Below are 19,362 nucleotides of genomic sequence, written 5' to 3'. Positions count from 1 at the left end.
AAAGAGATTTTTCTGACTATTTAAGACATACGTGTCATATAGAAACTATGACAGTTGTCATATATACGTAGGGGGAAGCTGTAAAAAATGAAAAAAAGCGGTATTTAACAGTCTGCAGTTCTGATAAAATTATACAGTGAAGGCTTATTGCTACGGAGTATTTAAGAAGAAAAAAGGAGTTTGAAATGAATAAAAGAAATAGATGGGTATATCTTCTTCTAGCTTTTGTGATCATGGGAGCAGGCCTTTTATCAAGAAAACTTACCGCGTATCTTCCTCACATCGTAAATATATATGCGGGAGATTCGTTATGGGCCTTAATGATTTTTGTCAGCGCGGGTTTTTTGTTTCCTGCATGGAGGACAAAAATGATTGGTATGTTTGCTATAGTGTTTTGTTACTTCATTGAATTTACACAGCTGTATCACGCTCGGTGGATTGATGACATAAGAAAGACTCCGCTAGGAGGGCTCATTCTGGGGTATGGCTTCTTATGGAGCGATATACTAGCTTATTCGATTGGAGTCGGGGTAGGAATGAGCTGGGAGTATTATAGACATCGATTTAAAAGATCCGCCTAGCAAATACGGTTCAACGAATCTTAGAACTCAGCTGAGGATGGAATAAGCCGTAAGGTTATGAAGCAGGATGTATATACATAAAAATAAATTTATGCATAAAAATTTTTTACTTAAAACCAATTGTCTATTCGTTGAAGGAGAGGAAGAGAGGGGATTATTTGAACTTAATAGCCTGGATGATTATTGCATGTGAAATCGCTTTTTGGATAGTCATCGTTTTAGGATTAGCAGCAAGGTATATGTTTAAAAAACAAAAGCTCAGTTTTTTTATTTTAGCTCTAACACCTGTTGTTGATTTTTTTCTTCTGATTGTGACGAGCGTAGACCTTTACGGAGGTGCTACAGCGACGTATGCTCACGCTATTGCAGCCGTGTATATTGGAATTTCGATCGCTTTTGGAAAAAGTATGATTCAATGGGCAGACGAACGCTTTCAATATTATGTGATGAAAAGCGGAGAAAAACCTCATAGGCGCTATGGAAAAGAATATGCAAAGCATTATTTTAAGTCATGGCTACAGCATCTTGTTGCTTACGCTATTGGAGCAGCTCTTTTAGCGGCGATGATGTATATAGTACCAGATGGAAAAACCAACGTGCTGCAAAATGTAGTGGAATTTTGGACAGTTATTGTAGGAATTGATTTCTTATTATCTCTTTCTAATTTCGTTTGGCCTAAAAAAGAAAAAGAGTCCGGTTATACCAACTCATAAAAAGACATCGTCATGCGTGTAAAACAAAAAACCTCCCCGTAAGGAGGTTTTTTGTTTTACCATCCAGGGTATAGGTATATGAATGATGCTTGTCTGAGGTAGTTCAGTTTAGTTGCTTAAGCGGCTAAACTGCTTTTTGTGCAAATATATGTACAATTTATGTAGCGTGCATGATAAGAATTCTGTGTATTCCATATACTACCTCATATGAAAGATAGACAAGTGATACAATACAGTTTGTTTTTAGGAGAGCTTTTATGAAAAAACGCCGGTTGGACTTTATTTTTTTATTTATTATTTTACTTTCCATTTATGCTTTCTTTTTTACCTCTATTGATGTTCATTGGAAGTATGCCTTAGTTGGATTATATGGGGTCATCATTTTCATTTGTATGTATTCACTTATGCTTGAAAATCGAACGCCTGAAAGTACGTTGGTTTGGATGTATGTCCTCTTTTTCTTCCCTGTTGCAGGCTTTTTCTTTTATTTGTATTCAGGACAGCTCTATTTAAAGGGGCATATGTTTAAAAAAAAGCGTATGCATAACCGAGAGATGCTTAGAAAGATGGCAGACAAAGAAACGACGCCTGATCTATCGCCGCTTCAATCTCACCAGCGTTACTTTGCTCAGTATCTTCAATGTGTATCTTTGACGAAGATGAATGTTCATACAAAAACCTACGTCCTTAAGAACGGGCAAGAAACGTTTAATGAAATCAAAAAGCATTTGCAATCAGCAAAACAGTTTATTCATATGGAATACTATATGTTTCACTCAGATTCTCTAGGAAAAGAAATCATTGATATTTTAATAAAAAAAGCAAGCGAAGGTATAGAAGTGCGCTTTACATTCGATACAATGGGAAGTTTTACACTATCGGGTTCAGATATTAAACGAATGAAAAAAGCGAATATAGAAGTGCAGCCTTTCTTACCTATTAAGTATGGATTTTTCAATCAAAAATTTAACTTTCGAAACCACCGTAAAATAGTCGTAATTGACGGGGAAGTAGGTTTTGTAGGGGGATTGAATGTTGGGGATGAGTATCTAGGAAAAAACAAAAAAATTGGTTTTTGGAGAGATACTCATCTGATGCTAAAAGGAGAATCTGTTCAAACTTTGCATTCGATCTTTATGTTCGATTGGGAATACGTTTCTGGAGAATGCTTAATTAACAATGAAGCGTATACAAAGCCTCATCCTGTCGAAGGAGAAGGCTTTGTGCAAGTGGTGGCGACAGGGCCGGATACGCAGGAAAATATGAGTGATTATTACTATACTATGATTACAAGCGCGACGAAATCAATCTGGATTTCAACTCCTTATTTTGTTCCAAATGAAGCCATAAGAACCGCCCTTCGTATTGCGGCTAGAAAAGGTGTAGAGGTACGGATTATGGTACCAGAAATTAATGATGGCTTTCTGACTCAATATGGAACGAGGTCATATTTTGCTGAACTTCTTCGCTGTGGAATTGAAGTATATTCGTATAGAAAAGGGTTTTTGCATCAAAAAATTGTGATTATAGACGGAGACATGGCTTCGGTCGGTACTGCAAATATGGATATGAGAAGTTTTCATCTGAACTTTGAAGTTAATGCATTTTTAATTGAAGGAGAGACGATTCAAACGCTCATCAAAAATTACGAAGAAGATATTGAAGACAGTCATTTGATCAAACCAGTAGCATTTTACAAGCGAAGCTTAGTAGAACGTTCGAAAGAATCATTTGCTCGCTTATTTTCAGGTGTTTTATAAAATAAAGTTTGTTTTCAAAAAGCAGGAGGAAACGTATGGGTGAATCTCCATTTGTTAAAAAAGATACGTTTGGTCGAAAGTTACATCGCTTAAAAGAACGTACTAAGCCATTTGTCGAGCGTTTTTCACGGTTTGGTCATGTGGCTCAAGGTGTGGTCTATTTTATCATAGGTATATTAGCAATTCAGACAGCTTTCGGATTAAAAGGCGATTTAGTTACTTCTCAAGGAGCCCTACACACCATTGCAAAGCAGCCGTTTGGATTTTTAATTTTAATTATTTTGGCAGTAGGTTTAAGTGGATATGCGTTTTGGCAAATCATTTCTGCTATTTTTGATCCTCACCACGTTGGGCATGGGGTAAAAGGCGTTTTTACTCGTTTAGGCTATTTAGTGGTAGCCACGTTTTATATTAGTCTTTGTGTGAGTTCGGTAAAAATTTTGCTTCATGCTCACGTTCATACGTCAGGTAAGCATTATCAAACGGTATCAGCCAAGTTGTTATCTTATCCCTTTGGGCAAACCATCATTGCGCTTACAGGTATCGGCGTTATTATCTTTGGGATTGGACAAGTATATTGGGCTCTTTCAGGACGCTTCCTAAAAAAACTAAAGAAAAACGAAATGTCAAAAGAAGAGTGGCGATGGAGCGGGCATATTGGAAAAGCCGGTATTATTGCTCGAAGTATCGTCTTTGGCATTATTGGCTTCTTTCTGATTCGCACGGCTCTTCAAGCAGACCCAGACGAAACGAAAGGGTTAGATGGAGCCCTTGCTGAAGTAGCACAGCGGCCTTTTGGGTCTGTACTGCTGGCTATCGTATCAATCGGGCTTATGGCATACGGAGTATATATGTTTGCAGAATCAAGGTATAAACGAATTGATCCTTAATAAAATTAAAAAGATGAAAAAGCTACTTTTTGGCCTTCTGCTCATATCATATAACAGATAGATAGTGAACAGGAGGAGAGGCAGATGCCATCGGTAGTAGGAGCCGTAAATATCTCGAATGTATTGGTTTCATCTTCAGTGGAGTTTGGTGATTGTCTGGCTATTAAGCCAAAGAGTACAGCTTTTACAACAGTCGGTTCTGGCAGCGGGAACACAGGAAATTTTATGAATATTACAAGCAGTGCCAGTACCGCTAATACAATTGATATGGATATTAAGGATCAAAATGTAGTGGGAAATGCATAAGAAACGAAAGCTTATCGTCATCGGACGGTAAGCTTTTTTATTTGAGTTTTACGTATACCCAGACGTTTCTTTACCACAATGTACCTCTAGGATTCTATCTTATAGGAGTAGTAAACTAGACAGGTGATGTCAAAAAGTGGGGAGGCGAAATTATAAAATGAAGAAAATATGTATGAGCCTGATCGTTCTCTGTCTTTTCAGTGGAGGATTGGCCCCGATGAGTAAAGGAGCCGCTGCTTCTTCAATGGGCACTGTCAAAGGTGACAACGTAAACGTATATCGTTCTCCTTCCTTACGTTCTTCTGTTATGCAGACAGTGAAAAAAGGAGAAGAATTTCCTGTCATTTCATCTGAAGCTGGAGATGCAGCTCAGGTTATTACTCATACGGTAGTGCCGGGAAATACACTATGGCTACTAGCTAAGCAATACGGTGTAACAGTCAGTGATCTAATAAAACAAAATCAGCTGAAAAAGACGGAGCTGATTCCAGGGCAAACGCTGAAAATACCACCAAAAGGCTTGTTACATAAAGTAGTATCAGGAGATACGCTTTGGAAAGTCTCCGTAAAGTACGGTGTAAAAGCAAATGAATTAACAAAGTTAAATCAGCTATCCTCAACAAATATTAAGCCCGGACAAACGCTTATTATTCCTGATTACTATGTACAAGTACAGCTTTTGGAAGGGAAAAAGGGCTGGATCAAAAAATCTGATTTAGTGCAAAAGAAGCATCAGCCTGTAGTTATGGGTTGGAGCTTTAATGAAAAAACAGCAGGATATACAGAATCGATGAAGCAAAAGAATTTAGACGTTGTTTCACCTCGTTGGTTTACGCTAACGTCGAATGACAAAGTTGTTTCATCTTCTATAAATGAATCATATGTTCAAACGGCCCATAAAAACGGCAAAAAAGTCTGGCCGCTTATTGGTAACAATTTTGATGATGTACTTACAAGTGAAGTGCTAAGCAATAAAGCAAAGCGGAAAAAGCTTGTATTATCAATAGAAAGTTCGCTAGTAAAAACAAACAGCGATGGGATCAATGTTGACTTTGAAAACATTAATATCAAAAACAAACAAGATTTTGTTTTATTTATTAAAGAATTAAAAGCAGCGTTAAAACCTCATGGTATGACTATTTCAGTAGACGTAACAAGAGAAAATAATGATCCTTTTTGGTCGGGAAGCTTTGATAGGAAACAGATCGGTCAAGTGGCAGACTATGTCATTATGATGGGATATGAAGAACACTGGGGAGGAAGTCAGGTTCCAGGATCTATTGCTTCACTGCCTTGGGTGAAAGAAGGCACACAACTTCTTATGAAAGATGTACCTGCACACAAAATCCTTCTGGGAGTTCCTTTTTATACGCGAGAATGGAAAACGGACCTATCGACCAAAAAAGTTGTCACCAAAGACTTAACGATGAAAGAAGCCGAAGCTGTTATCTCTTCTAAAAAGTTAGCTGAAAAATGGGATAGCCAAGCCTCACAGTACTATGTAGAATACACGGAAAATGGTACGAAGCATCAAATATGGCTCGAAGACAAAGCATCTATGCAGCGCCGGGTTAAATTAATTAATGACTATCACTTAGGTGGGGCGGCAGCTTGGTATATTGGTTCAGAAACCCCAGATATATGGGAGTTATACAACTTTTAAATAAAAAACACACCTCTTGCTTGATTTAGTGAGGTGTGTTTTTTATTTGCATCATAATGAAGCGTATACATCTATTTACAAACGAGATAAATTTTACAATATTTGTTTTTCTTGAGTTAATTTATAACTATATTCCAAAATGAGCCTATTTAACCTTTTTTTAGTTGGAAACGCTTAATGACTTTACGATAAAGATAATTTATAGTAAATTCAGTTTCTATACAATAAATTTACTAAATGAACAATTAAGTAATTTAATTATTAACTAAGTGAAAGGAATGAATGTTATGGGAAAAGTATTAGTAATAGGCTTTCCAGGTGAAGGGCATGTGAATCCTTCTTTAGGAATTGTAAAAGAGTTGATGGCTCAAGGGGAAAAGGTCGTTTATTACGGCATTGAAGACTATGCTGAAAAAATTCGGAAATCAGGCGCGGAATTTCGTGAATACGAAGATTTTCGTCCAAGTCTTGATATGAGCAACCGGATGACAAACGAAGAGTCTTATGACCGCTATGAAATAATGAATTTGTTTTTAAATGAATCTGAAAATATTATTACTAAAATTATGAGTGAAACGAAACATGAAACATATGATTATGTACTTTATGATTATCACCTTTTAGCAGGTTCCGCTGTGGCCGACCTTCTTCAGCTTCCGAAGGTTTCTCTTTGTACAACATTTGCGTTAAATAAGGAGTTAGCAACTTGTATGATGCCAAGTGGTCAAACAGAACCTGACCAATCTTCCTTTTATCCTCAATTCGAAAAATCATTAAATAAGTTCAACAACCAATATAATACTCAGTTAAAAGATTCCATTGACATTATGTCGAATCCAGGGGATATTACGCTAGTATTTACGTCAGAATTCTTTCAGCCAAACGTATCTGAATTTACGAGTGAGTACAAGTTTATTGGTCCTTCAATTGTTAAACGATTAGACATTGAAGATCCTTCTTACTTACAAAATGAAAATGAAAAAATTATTTTTGTTTCTATGGGAACTATTTTTAATCAGCAGCTAGAAATCTATAACTTATGTGTAGAAGCATTAAAAGATTTTGAGGGTAAAGTTATTTTATCTATTGGTAAAAATACAAAACCTGAAGAATTAGCACACATTCCAGAAAACTTCGTTGTGAAACAATACGTACCGCAGCTAGAAATTTTAAAACGTGCGGATTTATTCATTACTCACGGCGGAATGAACAGCAGCAGTGAAGGGTTATACTACGATACGCCCCTTGTCGTTATTCCAATGGCAGTGGATCAATTTATGGTTGGCGATCGCGTGCAGGAGTTAGGAGCAGGTGTAAAATTAGATAAAAATAATGTATCTGCTGAGCTAATCAAAAAGACAGTTAACGACGTTTTAACTACTCACACATATAAACAGCATGCACAACAAATTGGAGAATCACTTCGCTCAGCGGGAGGATACAAGCAAGGAGTGAAAGAAATTTTCAATGTGGTGCCTGTCAAAGCGTAATAGATGTAAGGCAGCTAGATAACTAACAGAGAGGAGTAAATATAATATGCAGACTATAAAAAAAGCAGTTATACCAGCAGCAGGGTTAGGTACTCGTTTTTTACCCGTTACAAAATCTATCCCAAAAGAAATGCTTCCAATTGTAAATAAACCCGTAATTCAATTTATTGTAGAAGAAGCCTTAAAATCAGGAATCGAAGATATTTTAATTGTTACAGGAAACGGGAAACAAGCAATTGAAAATCATTTTGATCACAATATTCAGCTGGAGCACTTGCTTCATCAAAAGGGGAAAACTGAACTATTAGAAGAAATGGAGCATATCTCTGAACTAGCGAATATTCATTACGTTCGTCAAAAAGAAATGAAGGGCCTTGGCCATGCAATTGGCTGTGCTCGACAGTTTATTGGAAACGAACCGTTTGCAGTTTTACTTGGAGATGATTTAACAGACCCAGATCAGCCTTGTTTAAAACAGCTGATTGACCAGTATAACCAAACGGGATCATCGGTTATCGGCGTACAGCGCGTAGAGGAAGAATCCGTTCACCGTTATGGGATTATAGATCCAAAAGCAAATGAAAACCGGTTATACGAAGTGAATGGTTTTGTAGAAAAACCATCATTCGAAGAAGCTCCGTCTAATTTAGGAATTATTGGACGCTATGTATTTACACCTGACATTTTTGATTATCTTGAAACGCAGGAAGCTGGAAAAGGCGGGGAAATTCAGCTGACAGATGCTATTCAGCGTATGAATATAGACCGTTCTATTTATGCTTACGAATTCGAGGGCGAACGTTATGATGCAGGAGAAAAATTAGATTTTATTTTTACGACTCTTGCTTTTGCATTAAAAGATGAAGAATTAAAAGCACCTCTTTTGACCAAATTCAAAGAACTTATCAGCAAAGAAGAACAAAAAGAAAAAATTGCTGTACAAATTGGGAAATAACCTTCATTTACACACCTTTCTTCTAATTTTTCTTGAAGAAAGGTGCATTTTTTTGCGGAAATGGAACGTTTGACAGCTGGATAGAAAGGGTTGAAATGAGTTTATGTCGAAAACAGAAAATTCGTTTGTATCAGGCATAAAGATTGTATTTACAGACCGGGATTTTCGAACGATTTTTATTTCATTATTTATTATTGGATTATCTGTTGGCGGCTTTATGCCTTATCTAACGGTTTGGGCAACAAATACATTGCATGCCACTTCTTTTCAAGCAGGATTTTTATTTGTGCCAATGAGCATTATTGGTTTAGTCGTATCGTTTTATTTAGCTTCGTTATCAGACAAATGGGGGAAACGAAAGCCATTTATTATTTGGGCGTTACTGATTGGAACCATTTCAAGAATGCCGTTAGCGTTTACGCATTCTTATACAATAGCACTCGTTTTACTTGCTATAGGAGGGTTTAATGCGTTCTCTTTTTTCTTTGCCCTGCTGAATGATTTTATTGTTAAAAAGCAAGAAAGCAAATCGCAGGCAGGTACGATTACTGGTACCGTGCGAATGGCTTTTTCACAAGGCTATATTTTTGGACCTATGCTTGGCGCTTTAATTATTGACCATGGAGGGTATACTCTTTTATTTTTATTATCAGGGTTGTTATCGCTAGCAACTTTAGGGTGGGTTCTTTTTGCGCTTAAAGAAGACAGTATGCCTCAAACTTCAGTTCATGGATCTTCAAAAGCGGCCGGTATACCTTCTGTATTAATAGCTGTATTCGTAGCAGCTCTTTTCATTTTTGCGGGTGATTCCGGGCGTTCTATGTATTTGCCACTCTACATAACGGATACGTTAAAACAATCCGTTTCGATTGTAGGGATTCTCTTTACTGTTACATCTGTTTTTGAGCTAGTATTTATGCCGTTAGGGGGCTATTTTTCTGATAAGATCGGAGTTAAACGATTCTTTATCATTGGAATTGCTTGCCAAGTGCTTTATTTTATTTTAACGAGCCTTCATCTACCGCTGAGTGGGTTAATTGTGCTTCAAGTATTTTATGCTTTTATTCTGTCCGCTACAATGGGAGTGGGAATGGTGTATGCTCAGTCACTCTCTCCGCATCAAATTGGACTAGCCACAACGGCATATATGACCGCTATACAAACTTCAGCAGTTGTCAGTAGCTTAGCTATGGGGTCGCTAGTCAGCGTGATTCCGCTGCCTTCTACTTTTTACATTTTAGCTGTTTTCTCGGTTATTTCAGGTGTGATGTTCCTGTTTATGAAGCAAAAATCAGCTGAGGAAATGAGTTTAAAAGAAAAGTTAAGAAGAGGTTGAGACATTACCAAATTAATTCAATCTAAAGGCGGACAAATAGTGTACATGAGCTGGACTGCTTGTGCCACCGCAGTTGATTTCCGTACAAGTCTTCGCTTTCCGCGGGTGGCGGATGAGCCTCCTCGTCGCTTGCGCTCCTGCGGGGTCTCATCTGTTCCACTTTTCCCGCAGGAGTTTTCGCCTTGCTCTCCAATCAACTGCTAGAAGGACCTAAACAAATGACACATACGTTCACCATAACAAAAAAAAACGAACCATTGATTAATGGTTCGTTTTTTTTACTTTCTCTAAAATATTTTTGCCCCCGCCTCTTTTTTATGAGGCTGTTTCTTGAATTTGTTCGCTGCGATTTTTATTTAAGATTTTGCGGTAGCGGTAATTAACAAAAGCTGCCGCTGCCATACCTACTACTGAGAGCATCGCATCAAAAATAAAGATAATTGAAATATGTCCCGTTTTAGACATGAGCCCTGTTGCTAAAGGCAATAAAATAGCAGCTAATCCAGCAGCCGTCGCGACAATTCCGGTAACCGTTCCTTTTTTGTTCCAGAAAAGCTCGGTCATAACAGTAATCGCTAATTGAAAGACCCCAGCCGTAGAAAATCCCATGAAAAAAGCAGCTGCAATTGCAATAGCAGGTACTTTAACAAAAAGAAGCGTAAGTACGGCTATAAGGGTAATCATCGGGTAAACGAGAATAACCGTTACAGGACGAAGCACTTTGCTTAATAATACAGCTAATACTAAAACAGAGATTAAAGCTCCGATGCTGTAGTAGCTTAAAAGGCGGACTGAGCTGCTTTCAGCCATACCTAATACTTGTTGACCATAAGTAGGGAGCCAAATTTGAGCCACCGTAAAAAGCGCTGTAGAAGTAAATCCAATCACAATAAGAGCAATTCCTTCTTGTTTCATTTTAGGAGCAGAGATAAATTTATTCTCTGCTGTATTTAGCTGTTGAACTGTACTCTGTTCGCGTTTATGATTGGGAAAAGGCAGTTTGAACATAAAGATCATATTTAGTAAATAAATAAGAGCAGGAAGAAAAAAAGCATACCCATAAAACAAATCACGATCTGCAAAAAAGGCAATCATAAACGGCAAAAGTGCCGCTCCTGCAGAAATAAATGCTTTTACAAGAACACTGGCTGAACCTGAAGATTTAGGAAAGACCTCAATCAAAGCAGGGTACGTTCCAGCATCCATAGCAGAGTTTGCAATACCAGCGATAATAGCAAAGATAAAGGCTGTTTGATAATTTGGCGATAATGGAATGCCAATTAAAAAAATCGCCATCGTCAGAGACGAAACAATAATCAAAGGCTTTCGTCCAACTTTATCAGACAAGACGCCTGATAGAGAATACGAAAGCAATTTTCCAATTCCGATAGCAGAAATGATATAGCTGATTCCAGCACCGTCGGTATTTAATTGTTTTGTCAAAAATGACATATTTGATGCAAGCATGATATTGACCATGCCCAGTAGAAAGTAGTTAATATACATACCTGAAGCTGACAGCATGTACTTATTTTTCATCGTTTACACATCCTTACGTAAAAAAGCTTATATGAACTGGATAAAAGTAATCACCCGTTCCTCCTTTTTTCTTCGTTATTTATAAACCTACTTCCATGATAAGTTTATGAAGACATTACCTTTATCTTTTATCATTACATCTATTTCGTCCTTTTTAGTATGTGACTAAATGCCCAGTGCTTCAAATCAATATGAAATCTATTCTAACATGTTTTTAGTGCTTTAAACCAAAAAAGTGATATTTTATAAAAAAATCCTGTCTTCTTTTGCGGATTCACAAAAGAAACCCGCAAAAAATGTTCACTTTAAAGCCAGGCTGCACAAGAAGTGCCTCCTAATAGTGGTTATTAAAAAGGAGAAAAGGGTATTTATAAATTAAGGAAAAAGAAACAAAAGAAGAAAGGTGGAAACAATGAAACACAAAGTATTTTTTGATGCGCAATGTCCTTTATGTTACAACGTAAAAAAAATAATTAAAGCGCTGGACTGGACCAACCGAATCCAGTGGATTCCAGTTCAATACATTGAACGAACGGAGTATAGTTACTTAAAAGAAGAAGGAAGAGACTTATATGATCAAATTCATATGGTGACCAAAAAAGGAGAAGTTCTAGCAGGATTTGAAACGGTCAGACGCCTTTTAGCTGTTTTGCCTCTTACATTTCCAATAGGTGTGCTTTTGCATTTACCATTGATGAACAAAGCCTTTAGCCCGCTATACAAGTGGGTCTCCACAAACCGGTACGACTGGTTTGGGCGCTACGATTCTCCGCGAACCACATAAATATATAAAAGGGACAAGCTTTGAAAAAGCTTGTTCCTTTTGTTTTGAAGACATTATACTTTATACATACTTTAATTTTAAAAAACGTTAATTTAGTGTGACTTAGACGCGTAAATTCTAGAAAAACAGCTATAGCTGAAAGGGAGAACTTATATGATAACAAAATGGACAGCTGAACGAATGCCCGATGTAACGGGAAAAACAGCCCTTATAACGGGAGGAAACAGCGGTATTGGATTTGAAGCTGCAAAGGCTCTAGCTGCGCGCGGAGCAGAAATCATTCTTGCTGTACGTAATGAAGCAAAAGGGAAAGAGGCTGAAAAGAGAATTAAAGCGGCTAACGGGAATGCTAAAGTGACGATTATGTCATTAGATCTCAGTGACTTGATCTCTATTCGACATTTCACCAATCAATTTCTTCAACAATACTCGTCTTTGAATCTTCTCATTAATAATGCAGGCGTGATGGTGCCGCCTCACAGTAAAACAAAAGATGGATTTGAACTGCAGTTTGGCTGTAATCATTTAGGGCATTTTGCATTGACGGGTTTGCTTCTTCCTTTGCTAATGGAAACTCCACATTCACGAGTCGTAACGGTAAGCAGTATAGCTGCTAATTCTGGAGAAATCTATTTTGATAATCTAGACGGGGAAAAAGGCTACAGTCCAATGAAGTTCTATAGACAAAGTAAACTCGCCAACCTGTTGTTTGCAAAAGAATTGCAAAAACGTTTAGAAGCAGCGGGATCAACGACAATTAGTGCGGCGGTGCATCCAGGCATTTCGAATACTAACCTATTATCACGCGGTTCAGGCAAAGAGCCAAACGCTTTGTTGAAGCTTTTGGTCAAGCTATTTAGTCAATCTGCAGAAATGGGCGCGCTGCCTACCCTTTACGCAGCCACTGAAGCAATAGAAGGCGGTGCGTATATTGGGCCGGACGGAAAAGATGCTAAAAAAGGATATCCTGTAAAAGATATGATGGGAGACGTTTTATTTAAACCGGACGTAGCAGAAAAACTATGGAGCGCATCGGAAGAGTTAACAAAAGTGACATATATATTCAAGAAAAGGTAAAAACCAGCGGCTATTGGTCGCTTTTTATCTTTTTTTGAATCAAAACATTATAACGTTATATTTACTTATTTAATTCTTTATGTTATTCTACATTTGTAAAAGCAGAAAAATAATTAACATTAGTGTAAGCGTCATCATAAGGGGAGTGAACGAAATGGAGAATCGGTTTCTATTACGGAATGTCAAATCGGTCACTGAAAAAGAGTTTGATATTGTTATAGAAAATGGAAAAATCTCTGAGATAGCAAAAGCTGGTGAAGGAAAAGCACCGCTTGTTTATGATTACTCAGGAACCTACATATCAAGCGGATGGATTGATTTACATGTTCATGCATTTCCAGATTTCGAGCCGTATGGAGATGAGATAGACGAGATAGGAGTGAAACAAGGAGTAACAACACTTGTAGATGCAGGTAGCTGCGGTGCTGATCAAATAGCAGATTTAGTTCAAAGCCAATATGCAGCAAAAACTAATTTGTTAGCGTTTTTAAATATTTCGCGTATTGGTCTAAAACGCACAGATGAGCTTTCAAATATGGAGTGGCTAAAAGCGGAAAAAATTTTGGAAGCCATGAAAGCATATAGAAGCATTATTGTAGGTTTAAAAGCCCGTATAAGTAAAAGTGTAGTAGGTAAAAGGGGTATTGAGCCTTTATATTTTGCTCGAAAAATGTCTAGTGAAATTTCACTTCCATTAATGGTTCATATCGGATCTGGCCCTCCTGCTATTGAGGAAGTTGTTTCGATTCTAGAAAAAGGAGACATTATTACTCACTATTTGAATGGAAAAGCTAATAATCTATTTGATAATGAAGGAAAGCCGCTTCCACTCCTAATGGAGGCCATCCAACGAGGTGTTCATTTGGATGTAGGGCATGGAAATGCAAGCTTTTCGTTTCAAGTAGCAGAAGCTGCCAAAAAGCATAATGTTAAATTCGATACAATCAGTACAGACATTTATCGGAAGAACCGACTAAATGGGCCTGTATATAGCTTAGCTCATGTATTATCTAAATTTCTTTATTTAGGATACAGCCTTGAAGAAGTAGTTAATGGTGTTACTGTTAATGCGGCAAAATGGCTTAACAGACCCGAGTTAGGAAGGATACAAGTTGGAGACCGTGCCAATTTAACTCTCTTTACTATAGAAGACGAGCCTGTTCTGTTTATTGATTCCGAAGGAGAGCAGAGAGAAGGTAAGCAAATAATTAAAGCAAAAGGAGTAGTTGTAAATGGAACGTTCATTGAATGCTAAATATGGCTTGAAACGAGTAATTAATGCGAGCGGCCGAATGAGCATCTTAGGAGTATCAGCACCAACTGATACAGTAATGGATGCAATGAAGCAAGGAGGACAAAATTACGTTGAGATTGCTGATTTAGTTGGTAAAGCAGGTGACTATATTGCTGACATTCTAGGATCAGAAGCAGCTGTGGTTGTTAACTCAGCTTCAAGTGGAATTGCTCTCTCTATTGCTGCTCTTGTTACACAAGGAAACCGCCGTAAAAGCGAGCGCCTTCATCAAGAGGTCATCTCCAAAAATGAAATTATTATGCTGAAAGGTCATAACGTACAGTACGGGGCCCCAGTTGAAACCATGGTTTATTTAGGTGGCGGAAAGCTTATTGAAGTTGGCTATGCTAATGAGGGTAGAGCGACTCATATTGAAGAAGCGATTTCCGAAAATACAGCTGCTATCCTTTATGTGAAGTCTCATCACACTGTTCAAAAAAATATGATTTCTGTGGAAGAAGCGTGGGAAGTTGCACAGAAAAATAATATTCCATTGATTGTGGATGCCGCGGCAGAAGAAGACCTTCAAAAGTATGTAAAATACTCAGACCTTGCGATTTATAGTGGTTCAAAGGCAATTGAAGGTCCAACATCTGGAATTGTTGGTGGTAAACGTAGCTACATTGAATGGTTGAAAGTTCAATTACATTGCATTGGAAGAAGTATGAAAGTTGGTAAGGAAACAACGTTTGGATTACTTCAAGCTCTTGATGAGTATCGCGAGAAAAAAGATAAAAGTGAACAAGAAAAAGAAAGTTTACAAGCATTGATGTCATTAAAAGATATAGAAGGCGTGAATGTGACAATTGTACAAGATGAAGCAGGTCGAGCTATATTCCGTGCACGAATTCAAATCAGTCCAGAACGGGCTAATACAACTGCGAAAGAGGTTGTAAAAGAGTTGTGTGAAGGTGAAATTGCTATTTATACACGCGATTATGGGATAAGACAAGGATATTTTGATATCGATCCCAGACCTTTAAAGGGCGACGATATACATGTAATTGAGTCTAGAATACGCGAAATTGTAGGAGGAAAGTGACATGTCAAACATTACAAAACGTTTTTATAAAGAGCGCGCAGCGTTAAACGTATTAGCAAACAGTATCGAAAATGCCAAAGAAGTATTTGAGGCTGCAGAAGGGCATGTCTTAGTAGGCGTGTTATCCAAGGATTATTCTACTGTCGAAGAAGCAGTAAAAGCAATGAAAGAATACGGAAAAGAAATTGAAGAAGCAGTATCAATCGGTTTAGGCGCTGGAGACAATCGTCAGGCAGCTGTAGTAGCAGAAATTGCAAAGAATTATGCTGGCAGTCATATTAATCAAGTATTTCCTGCTGTTGGAGCAACACGTGCTAATCTAAGTGAAAAGGATAGCTGGATTAATAGTTTAGTGTCCCCAACCGGCAAAGTCGGCTACGTAAATATTTCGACTGGCCCAGTTAGTGCAGCGCATGATGAACAAGCTATTGTACCGGTCAAAACAGCTATTTCCCTAGTACGTGACATGGGAGGAAACGCGCTCAAGTATTTTCCTATGAAAGGGTTAAGCTATGAAGAGGAATTCCGAGCTGTGGCAGACGCTTGCGGGGAAGAAGGATTCGCTTTAGAGCCAACTGGCGGAATTGATAAAGAAAACTTTGAAACAATTTTGCGTATTGCTTTGGAAGCAGACGTTCCAAAAATTATTCCGCATGTTTATTCGTCAATTATTGATCAGAAAACAGGAAAGACAAAAGTAAATGATGTACGTGAGCTTCTTGAAAAGATGAAAAAGTTAGTTGATCAGCATGGCTAAGAATTTTGCAGCATTTGGAGAGGTAATGATGCGTTTACAAGTACCAGGATATGAATTACTTTCTCAAGCTCATACATTAAGCTATTCGTTTTCTGGTACAGGGGTAAATGTAGCGGCGGGGTTAGCTAACTTCGGATATACGGGATATTTGATTTCTGCTTTACCGGATAACGCTGTGGGAGATGCGGCTGTATCTTATCTTAAAAAGTTAGGTATTTCACAGTCATTTATTAAACGCAGCGGAAAACATGTCGGTATGTATTTTTTAGAAAATGGGTTTGGGTCCCGATCTAGCCGGGTTACATATACCAACCGTTTAGAAAGCAGCTTCAACAGAGCTCCTGAAGGCATATATGATTTTGAGAATATTGCGGAGAAAGTAGATGTGATGCATTTTTGCGGAATCTCTCTGGCAATGAATGATTCCGTCCGGTTCCATATGAAATCATTTGCCAAAGCGGTAAAAGAACGCGGTGGTATGGTCGTATTTGACTGTAACTACCGTCCATCTCTATGGGGAGATGGAGGATATGAAAGTGCAAAACCTCATTATGAAGATATGCTGTACCTTGCAGATATCGTAATGATGAATGAACAAGATGCTATGCACATTCTTAAGATGGAAACAGAAGAAACAAGCAGAAGAGCGCAGCTGATGAAACTAATTCCAAAGGTGGCAAAGAAGTACGATCTTTCTGTCGTAGCCGGTACGCACCGATCTATTAATAAGGACAATAAGCACTCTTTGTGCGGTTTTATATATAAAAATCATACATTTACATTTTCTGATACGATTACTTTTTCTGTCTATGATAGAATAGGCGCAGGAGATGCCTATACAAGCGGCATTTTATATGGCGAGTTAGAGGGCTTTTCGATAGAAAAGACTGTTGCATTCGCTGTAACAGCGGGAATGCTTGCTCATACAATCGTAGGCGATACTCCTATGTCATCCCAGTACGATATACAAAAAGCGATGACAGAATCAGTAGGCGATGTAGAAAGGTAGAGGATGTAATAGTGAACGTATCTCGAAAAAAAGGACCATTGTATTTGCAAATAAAAAATATCTTAAAAGATCGAATTTTGCATGGCGTGTATCCCATTCAAACAAATATTCCTTCTGAACCGCAGCTGGAAGAGGAATTTCAAGTAAGTAAAATTACGGTTCGAAATGCTATTAAAGAACTTGTGAAAGATGGATATTTAGAAACAAAAAGCGGTAAAGGAACAAAAGTTATTCGAAATACATCCATTTCAAGGCTGTCAAAAGGAAAACGCTTTACCGAAGTGTTGGTGGAAAAAGGGCATATCATTCAAAAAAGGCTGCTTGGGGCAGAGACAATTGAAAATGCACCAGAAACAACTTTATATAAGCTGTTCGGTGAGCAATGCATTCGAATAGAACGTCTTTACTATTTAGATAATGAACCTTATATTCATTACACGCATTATTTAACCATGCAGCGCATGGAAGGGATAGAATTAACACACTTAAATGCACAATCGTTATACGATTTGATTGAAGAACAGGATATTACATTGGAGAAATTTCGAGATCAGTTTGCTGTTGCAAAAGCTGATTCTTATGTAGGCGAAAGACTGAATGTGCAGGCCGGAGAAGCGCTATTAAAAAGATCACGGTATTCATATGATGAAGAAGGAAATATCATCGAATACAGTGAGGGCTATTATAATACAGAGATGCAGCAATACATTGTGAATTACGATATTTAAGAAGTGCGAGAAGAATACATATTCTTTTCGCCTGAAAAAATGAGAGCGTTTACTAAATGGGTGAAAAGAGGAATTTAGTATGGATATGTATCTATTGCTTGTGACATGCCTAGCCATTGTTATTGTTGTATTAGGGGTCTCTTGGTGGAAGTGGCACGCTTTTATCAGCTTAACCGTTGCCAGTTTATTTCTGGCTATTATGTCAGGGCTTTCAATGGACAAAATTGTGGGAGCTTATGAAACAGGAGTCGGCAGTGTTTTAGGTCACCTTGTTGGAATCTTGGCGCTTGGAACGATTTTAGGAAAAATGATGTCAGACTCAGGTGCTGGCATGCAGGTCGCGGAGTTTTTTATTAGGTTTTTTGGAATCAAAAAGTTGCCGTGGGCGATGCTCTTTGCTGGCTTTATAATAGGCATTCCGGTTTTTTTTGAAGTCGGAATTGTTATTTTACTGCCGTTAGTAATTTCTATTCATAAAACAACAAGACAGAATATTCTACTAATTGCACTGCCTGTAATTGCAGGACTATCGATTGTACACGGTCTGGTGCCCCCCCATCCAGGAGCGATGACAGCCATTGGAATATATAATGCAGACTTAGGAAGAGTTTTGCTCTATTCATTGGTTATTGCTCTTCCAGCAGCAATAGTAGCAGGTCCTGTATTCGCAAAATGGGTGCATAAACGTGTGATTCCTGAAGGGGAACCTGAATTAATTCGTGTCAGCACTTCATCTGAAAAATTACCTAACACAGGTATTTCATTTTTCATTATCTTATTACCTGTGTTATTAATGGTGTTATCTGTTATGGCTCCGTATATACCGCTTTCTAGCTTTTTAACTAAATTTTTTGTATTTATCGGCAGCCCTGTCATCGCACTTTTAATTTCTTGCTTTGCCGCATTTTATCTTTTGGGCATGCGTCAGGGAATGAAGAAAGATGTGATTAAAAAATTAGTGGAAGAATCTTTACTTCCGGTCGGATCTATTATTTTAATTATTGGAGCTGGAGGGGGATTTAAACAAATTTTAATTGATAGCGGTGTAGGTACATCAATTGCTCAAATGTCTGAGCAATTATCGCTTTCTCCTATTGTCTTAGCATTTATGGTAGCAGGATTAATTCGTATTGCTACAGGATCGGCAACCGTTGCATTAACAACAGCTGCGGGCATTGTTTCACCAATCATTGTGCATATGTCTGGAGTCAATCTGGAACTGCTGGTTATTGCGACAGGAGCAGGATCACTAATGTTCTCTCATGTAAATGACGCAGGCTTTTGGCTAGTAAAAGAATATCTAGGTCTAACAGTAAAAGAGACGTTTAAAACATGGACGGTACTAGAAACCCTGCTTTCGTTTATTGCTTTTGGAGGCGTTCTATTATTTGATGTTTTTATTTAAAAATTGCCTCCTTCTGATTATTTTGGAAGGAGG

The 19,362-nt window shown here is 37.9% G+C and carries 19 protein-coding genes; 17 read left to right on the top strand and 2 right to left on the bottom strand.

From position 1 onward, the window contains the following. Positions 1-185: 185 nt before the first annotated feature. The 9 genes from POF52_RS07585 to POF52_RS07545 all read left to right on the top strand — a co-directional run bounded on the left by POF52_RS07585 (position 186) and on the right by POF52_RS07545 (position 9,694). On the top strand, positions 186-581 hold the full coding sequence (locus tag POF52_RS07585) for a ribosomal maturation YjgA family protein (RefSeq protein WP_271991554.1): 396 nt from the start codon (positions 186-188) through the stop codon (positions 579-581). A 158-nt stretch (positions 582-739) separates the two neighbouring features. Further along, positions 740-1,294: a hypothetical protein gene (locus POF52_RS07580; protein WP_271991551.1), complete on the top strand. Its 555-nt coding sequence runs from the start codon at positions 740-742 to the stop codon at positions 1,292-1,294. 257 nt (positions 1,295-1,551) lie between these two features. Beyond that, positions 1,552-3,054 (top strand): cardiolipin synthase, encoded by a 1,503-nt coding sequence (cls, locus tag POF52_RS07575; RefSeq protein WP_271991548.1) that lies wholly within the window; start codon positions 1,552-1,554, stop codon positions 3,052-3,054. Between the two features lie 35 nt (positions 3,055-3,089). Beyond that, positions 3,090-3,944 carry a DUF1206 domain-containing protein gene (locus POF52_RS07570; RefSeq protein WP_271991546.1) on the top strand — a complete coding sequence of 285 codons (855 nt, stop codon included), beginning with the start codon at positions 3,090-3,092 and terminating at the stop codon, positions 3,942-3,944. 84 nt (positions 3,945-4,028) lie between these two features. After that, entirely contained in the window at positions 4,029-4,250 is a 222-nt protein-coding gene (locus tag POF52_RS07565) for a spore germination protein (protein WP_045294391.1), read from the top strand. A 217-nt stretch (positions 4,251-4,467) separates the two neighbouring features. Further along, entirely contained in the window at positions 4,468-5,913 is a 1,446-nt protein-coding gene (locus POF52_RS07560) for a glycosyl hydrolase family 18 protein (RefSeq protein ID WP_271991541.1), read from the top strand. Between the two features lie 287 nt (positions 5,914-6,200). After that, positions 6,201-7,403, top strand: a complete 1,203-nt coding sequence (locus POF52_RS07555) for a macrolide family glycosyltransferase (RefSeq protein ID WP_057241867.1) — start codon at positions 6,201-6,203, stop codon at positions 7,401-7,403. A gap of 46 nt (positions 7,404-7,449) precedes the next feature. Continuing rightward, on the top strand, positions 7,450-8,358 hold the full coding sequence (galU, locus tag POF52_RS07550) for a UTP--glucose-1-phosphate uridylyltransferase GalU (protein WP_095379879.1): 909 nt from the start codon (positions 7,450-7,452) through the stop codon (positions 8,356-8,358). Between the two features lie 103 nt (positions 8,359-8,461). Then, the gene (locus POF52_RS07545; RefSeq protein ID WP_271991535.1) at positions 8,462-9,694 is read left to right on the top strand and encodes a sugar efflux transporter; all 1,233 of its coding nucleotides are present in this window, start codon (positions 8,462-8,464) and stop codon (positions 9,692-9,694) included. Between the two features lie 17 nt (positions 9,695-9,711). On the opposite strand, the gene POF52_RS07540 is transcribed toward POF52_RS07545, so the two are convergent. Together POF52_RS07540 and POF52_RS07535 are read right to left on the bottom strand one after the other, a co-directional pair. Next, positions 9,712-9,891, bottom strand: a complete 180-nt coding sequence (locus POF52_RS07540) for a hypothetical protein (protein ID WP_080743092.1) — start codon at positions 9,889-9,891, stop codon at positions 9,712-9,714. Between the two features lie 118 nt (positions 9,892-10,009). Next, positions 10,010-11,233, bottom strand: a complete 1,224-nt coding sequence (locus tag POF52_RS07535; protein WP_034653309.1) for an MFS transporter — start codon at positions 11,231-11,233, stop codon at positions 10,010-10,012. Positions 11,234-11,645: 412 nt separating this feature from the next. Here POF52_RS07535 and POF52_RS07530 point away from each other — a divergent pair, with 412 nt between their 5' ends. The 8 genes from POF52_RS07530 to POF52_RS07495 all read left to right on the top strand — a co-directional run bounded on the left by POF52_RS07530 (position 11,646) and on the right by POF52_RS07495 (position 19,329). After that, entirely contained in the window at positions 11,646-12,017 is a 372-nt protein-coding gene (locus tag POF52_RS07530; protein ID WP_013082413.1) for a thiol-disulfide oxidoreductase DCC family protein, read from the top strand. 153 nt (positions 12,018-12,170) lie between these two features. Further along, positions 12,171-13,094 (top strand): oxidoreductase, encoded by a 924-nt coding sequence (locus tag POF52_RS07525; protein WP_034653307.1) that lies wholly within the window; start codon positions 12,171-12,173, stop codon positions 13,092-13,094. A gap of 154 nt (positions 13,095-13,248) precedes the next feature. Then, positions 13,249-14,349, top strand: a complete 1,101-nt coding sequence (locus tag POF52_RS07520) for an amidohydrolase/deacetylase family metallohydrolase (RefSeq protein WP_057274610.1) — start codon at positions 13,249-13,251, stop codon at positions 14,347-14,349. Beyond that, on the top strand, positions 14,327-15,430 hold the full coding sequence (locus POF52_RS07515) for a DgaE family pyridoxal phosphate-dependent ammonia lyase (RefSeq protein WP_034653304.1): 1,104 nt from the start codon (positions 14,327-14,329) through the stop codon (positions 15,428-15,430). Before POF52_RS07520 ends, POF52_RS07515 begins: the two co-directional genes overlap by 23 nt. Before the next feature lies 1 nt (position 15,431). Beyond that, on the top strand, positions 15,432-16,187 hold the full coding sequence (gene dagF / locus POF52_RS07510; protein WP_271991523.1) for a 2-dehydro-3-deoxy-phosphogluconate aldolase: 756 nt from the start codon (positions 15,432-15,434) through the stop codon (positions 16,185-16,187). Then, complete coding sequence (locus POF52_RS07505) at positions 16,180-17,196, top strand: sugar kinase (RefSeq protein WP_271991520.1); 1,017 nt, start codon at positions 16,180-16,182, stop codon at positions 17,194-17,196. The genes dagF and POF52_RS07505 overlap by 8 nt, the downstream gene beginning before the upstream one ends. Positions 17,197-17,207: 11 nt before the next feature. Further along, the gene (locus POF52_RS07500; RefSeq protein WP_016763538.1) at positions 17,208-17,924 is read left to right on the top strand and encodes a GntR family transcriptional regulator; all 717 of its coding nucleotides are present in this window, start codon (positions 17,208-17,210) and stop codon (positions 17,922-17,924) included. 79 nt (positions 17,925-18,003) lie between these two features. Then, positions 18,004-19,329, top strand: coding sequence for a GntP family permease (locus tag POF52_RS07495; RefSeq protein WP_016763539.1), 1,326 nt, complete (start codon positions 18,004-18,006; stop codon positions 19,327-19,329). Positions 19,330-19,362 lie beyond the last annotated feature (33 nt).

This window comes from Priestia sp. AB (assembly GCF_028369225.1).
Classification (GTDB): domain Bacteria; phylum Bacillota; class Bacilli; order Bacillales; family Bacillaceae_H; genus Priestia; species Priestia megaterium.
This window is presented reverse-complemented; position numbering and strand designations above follow the sequence as displayed.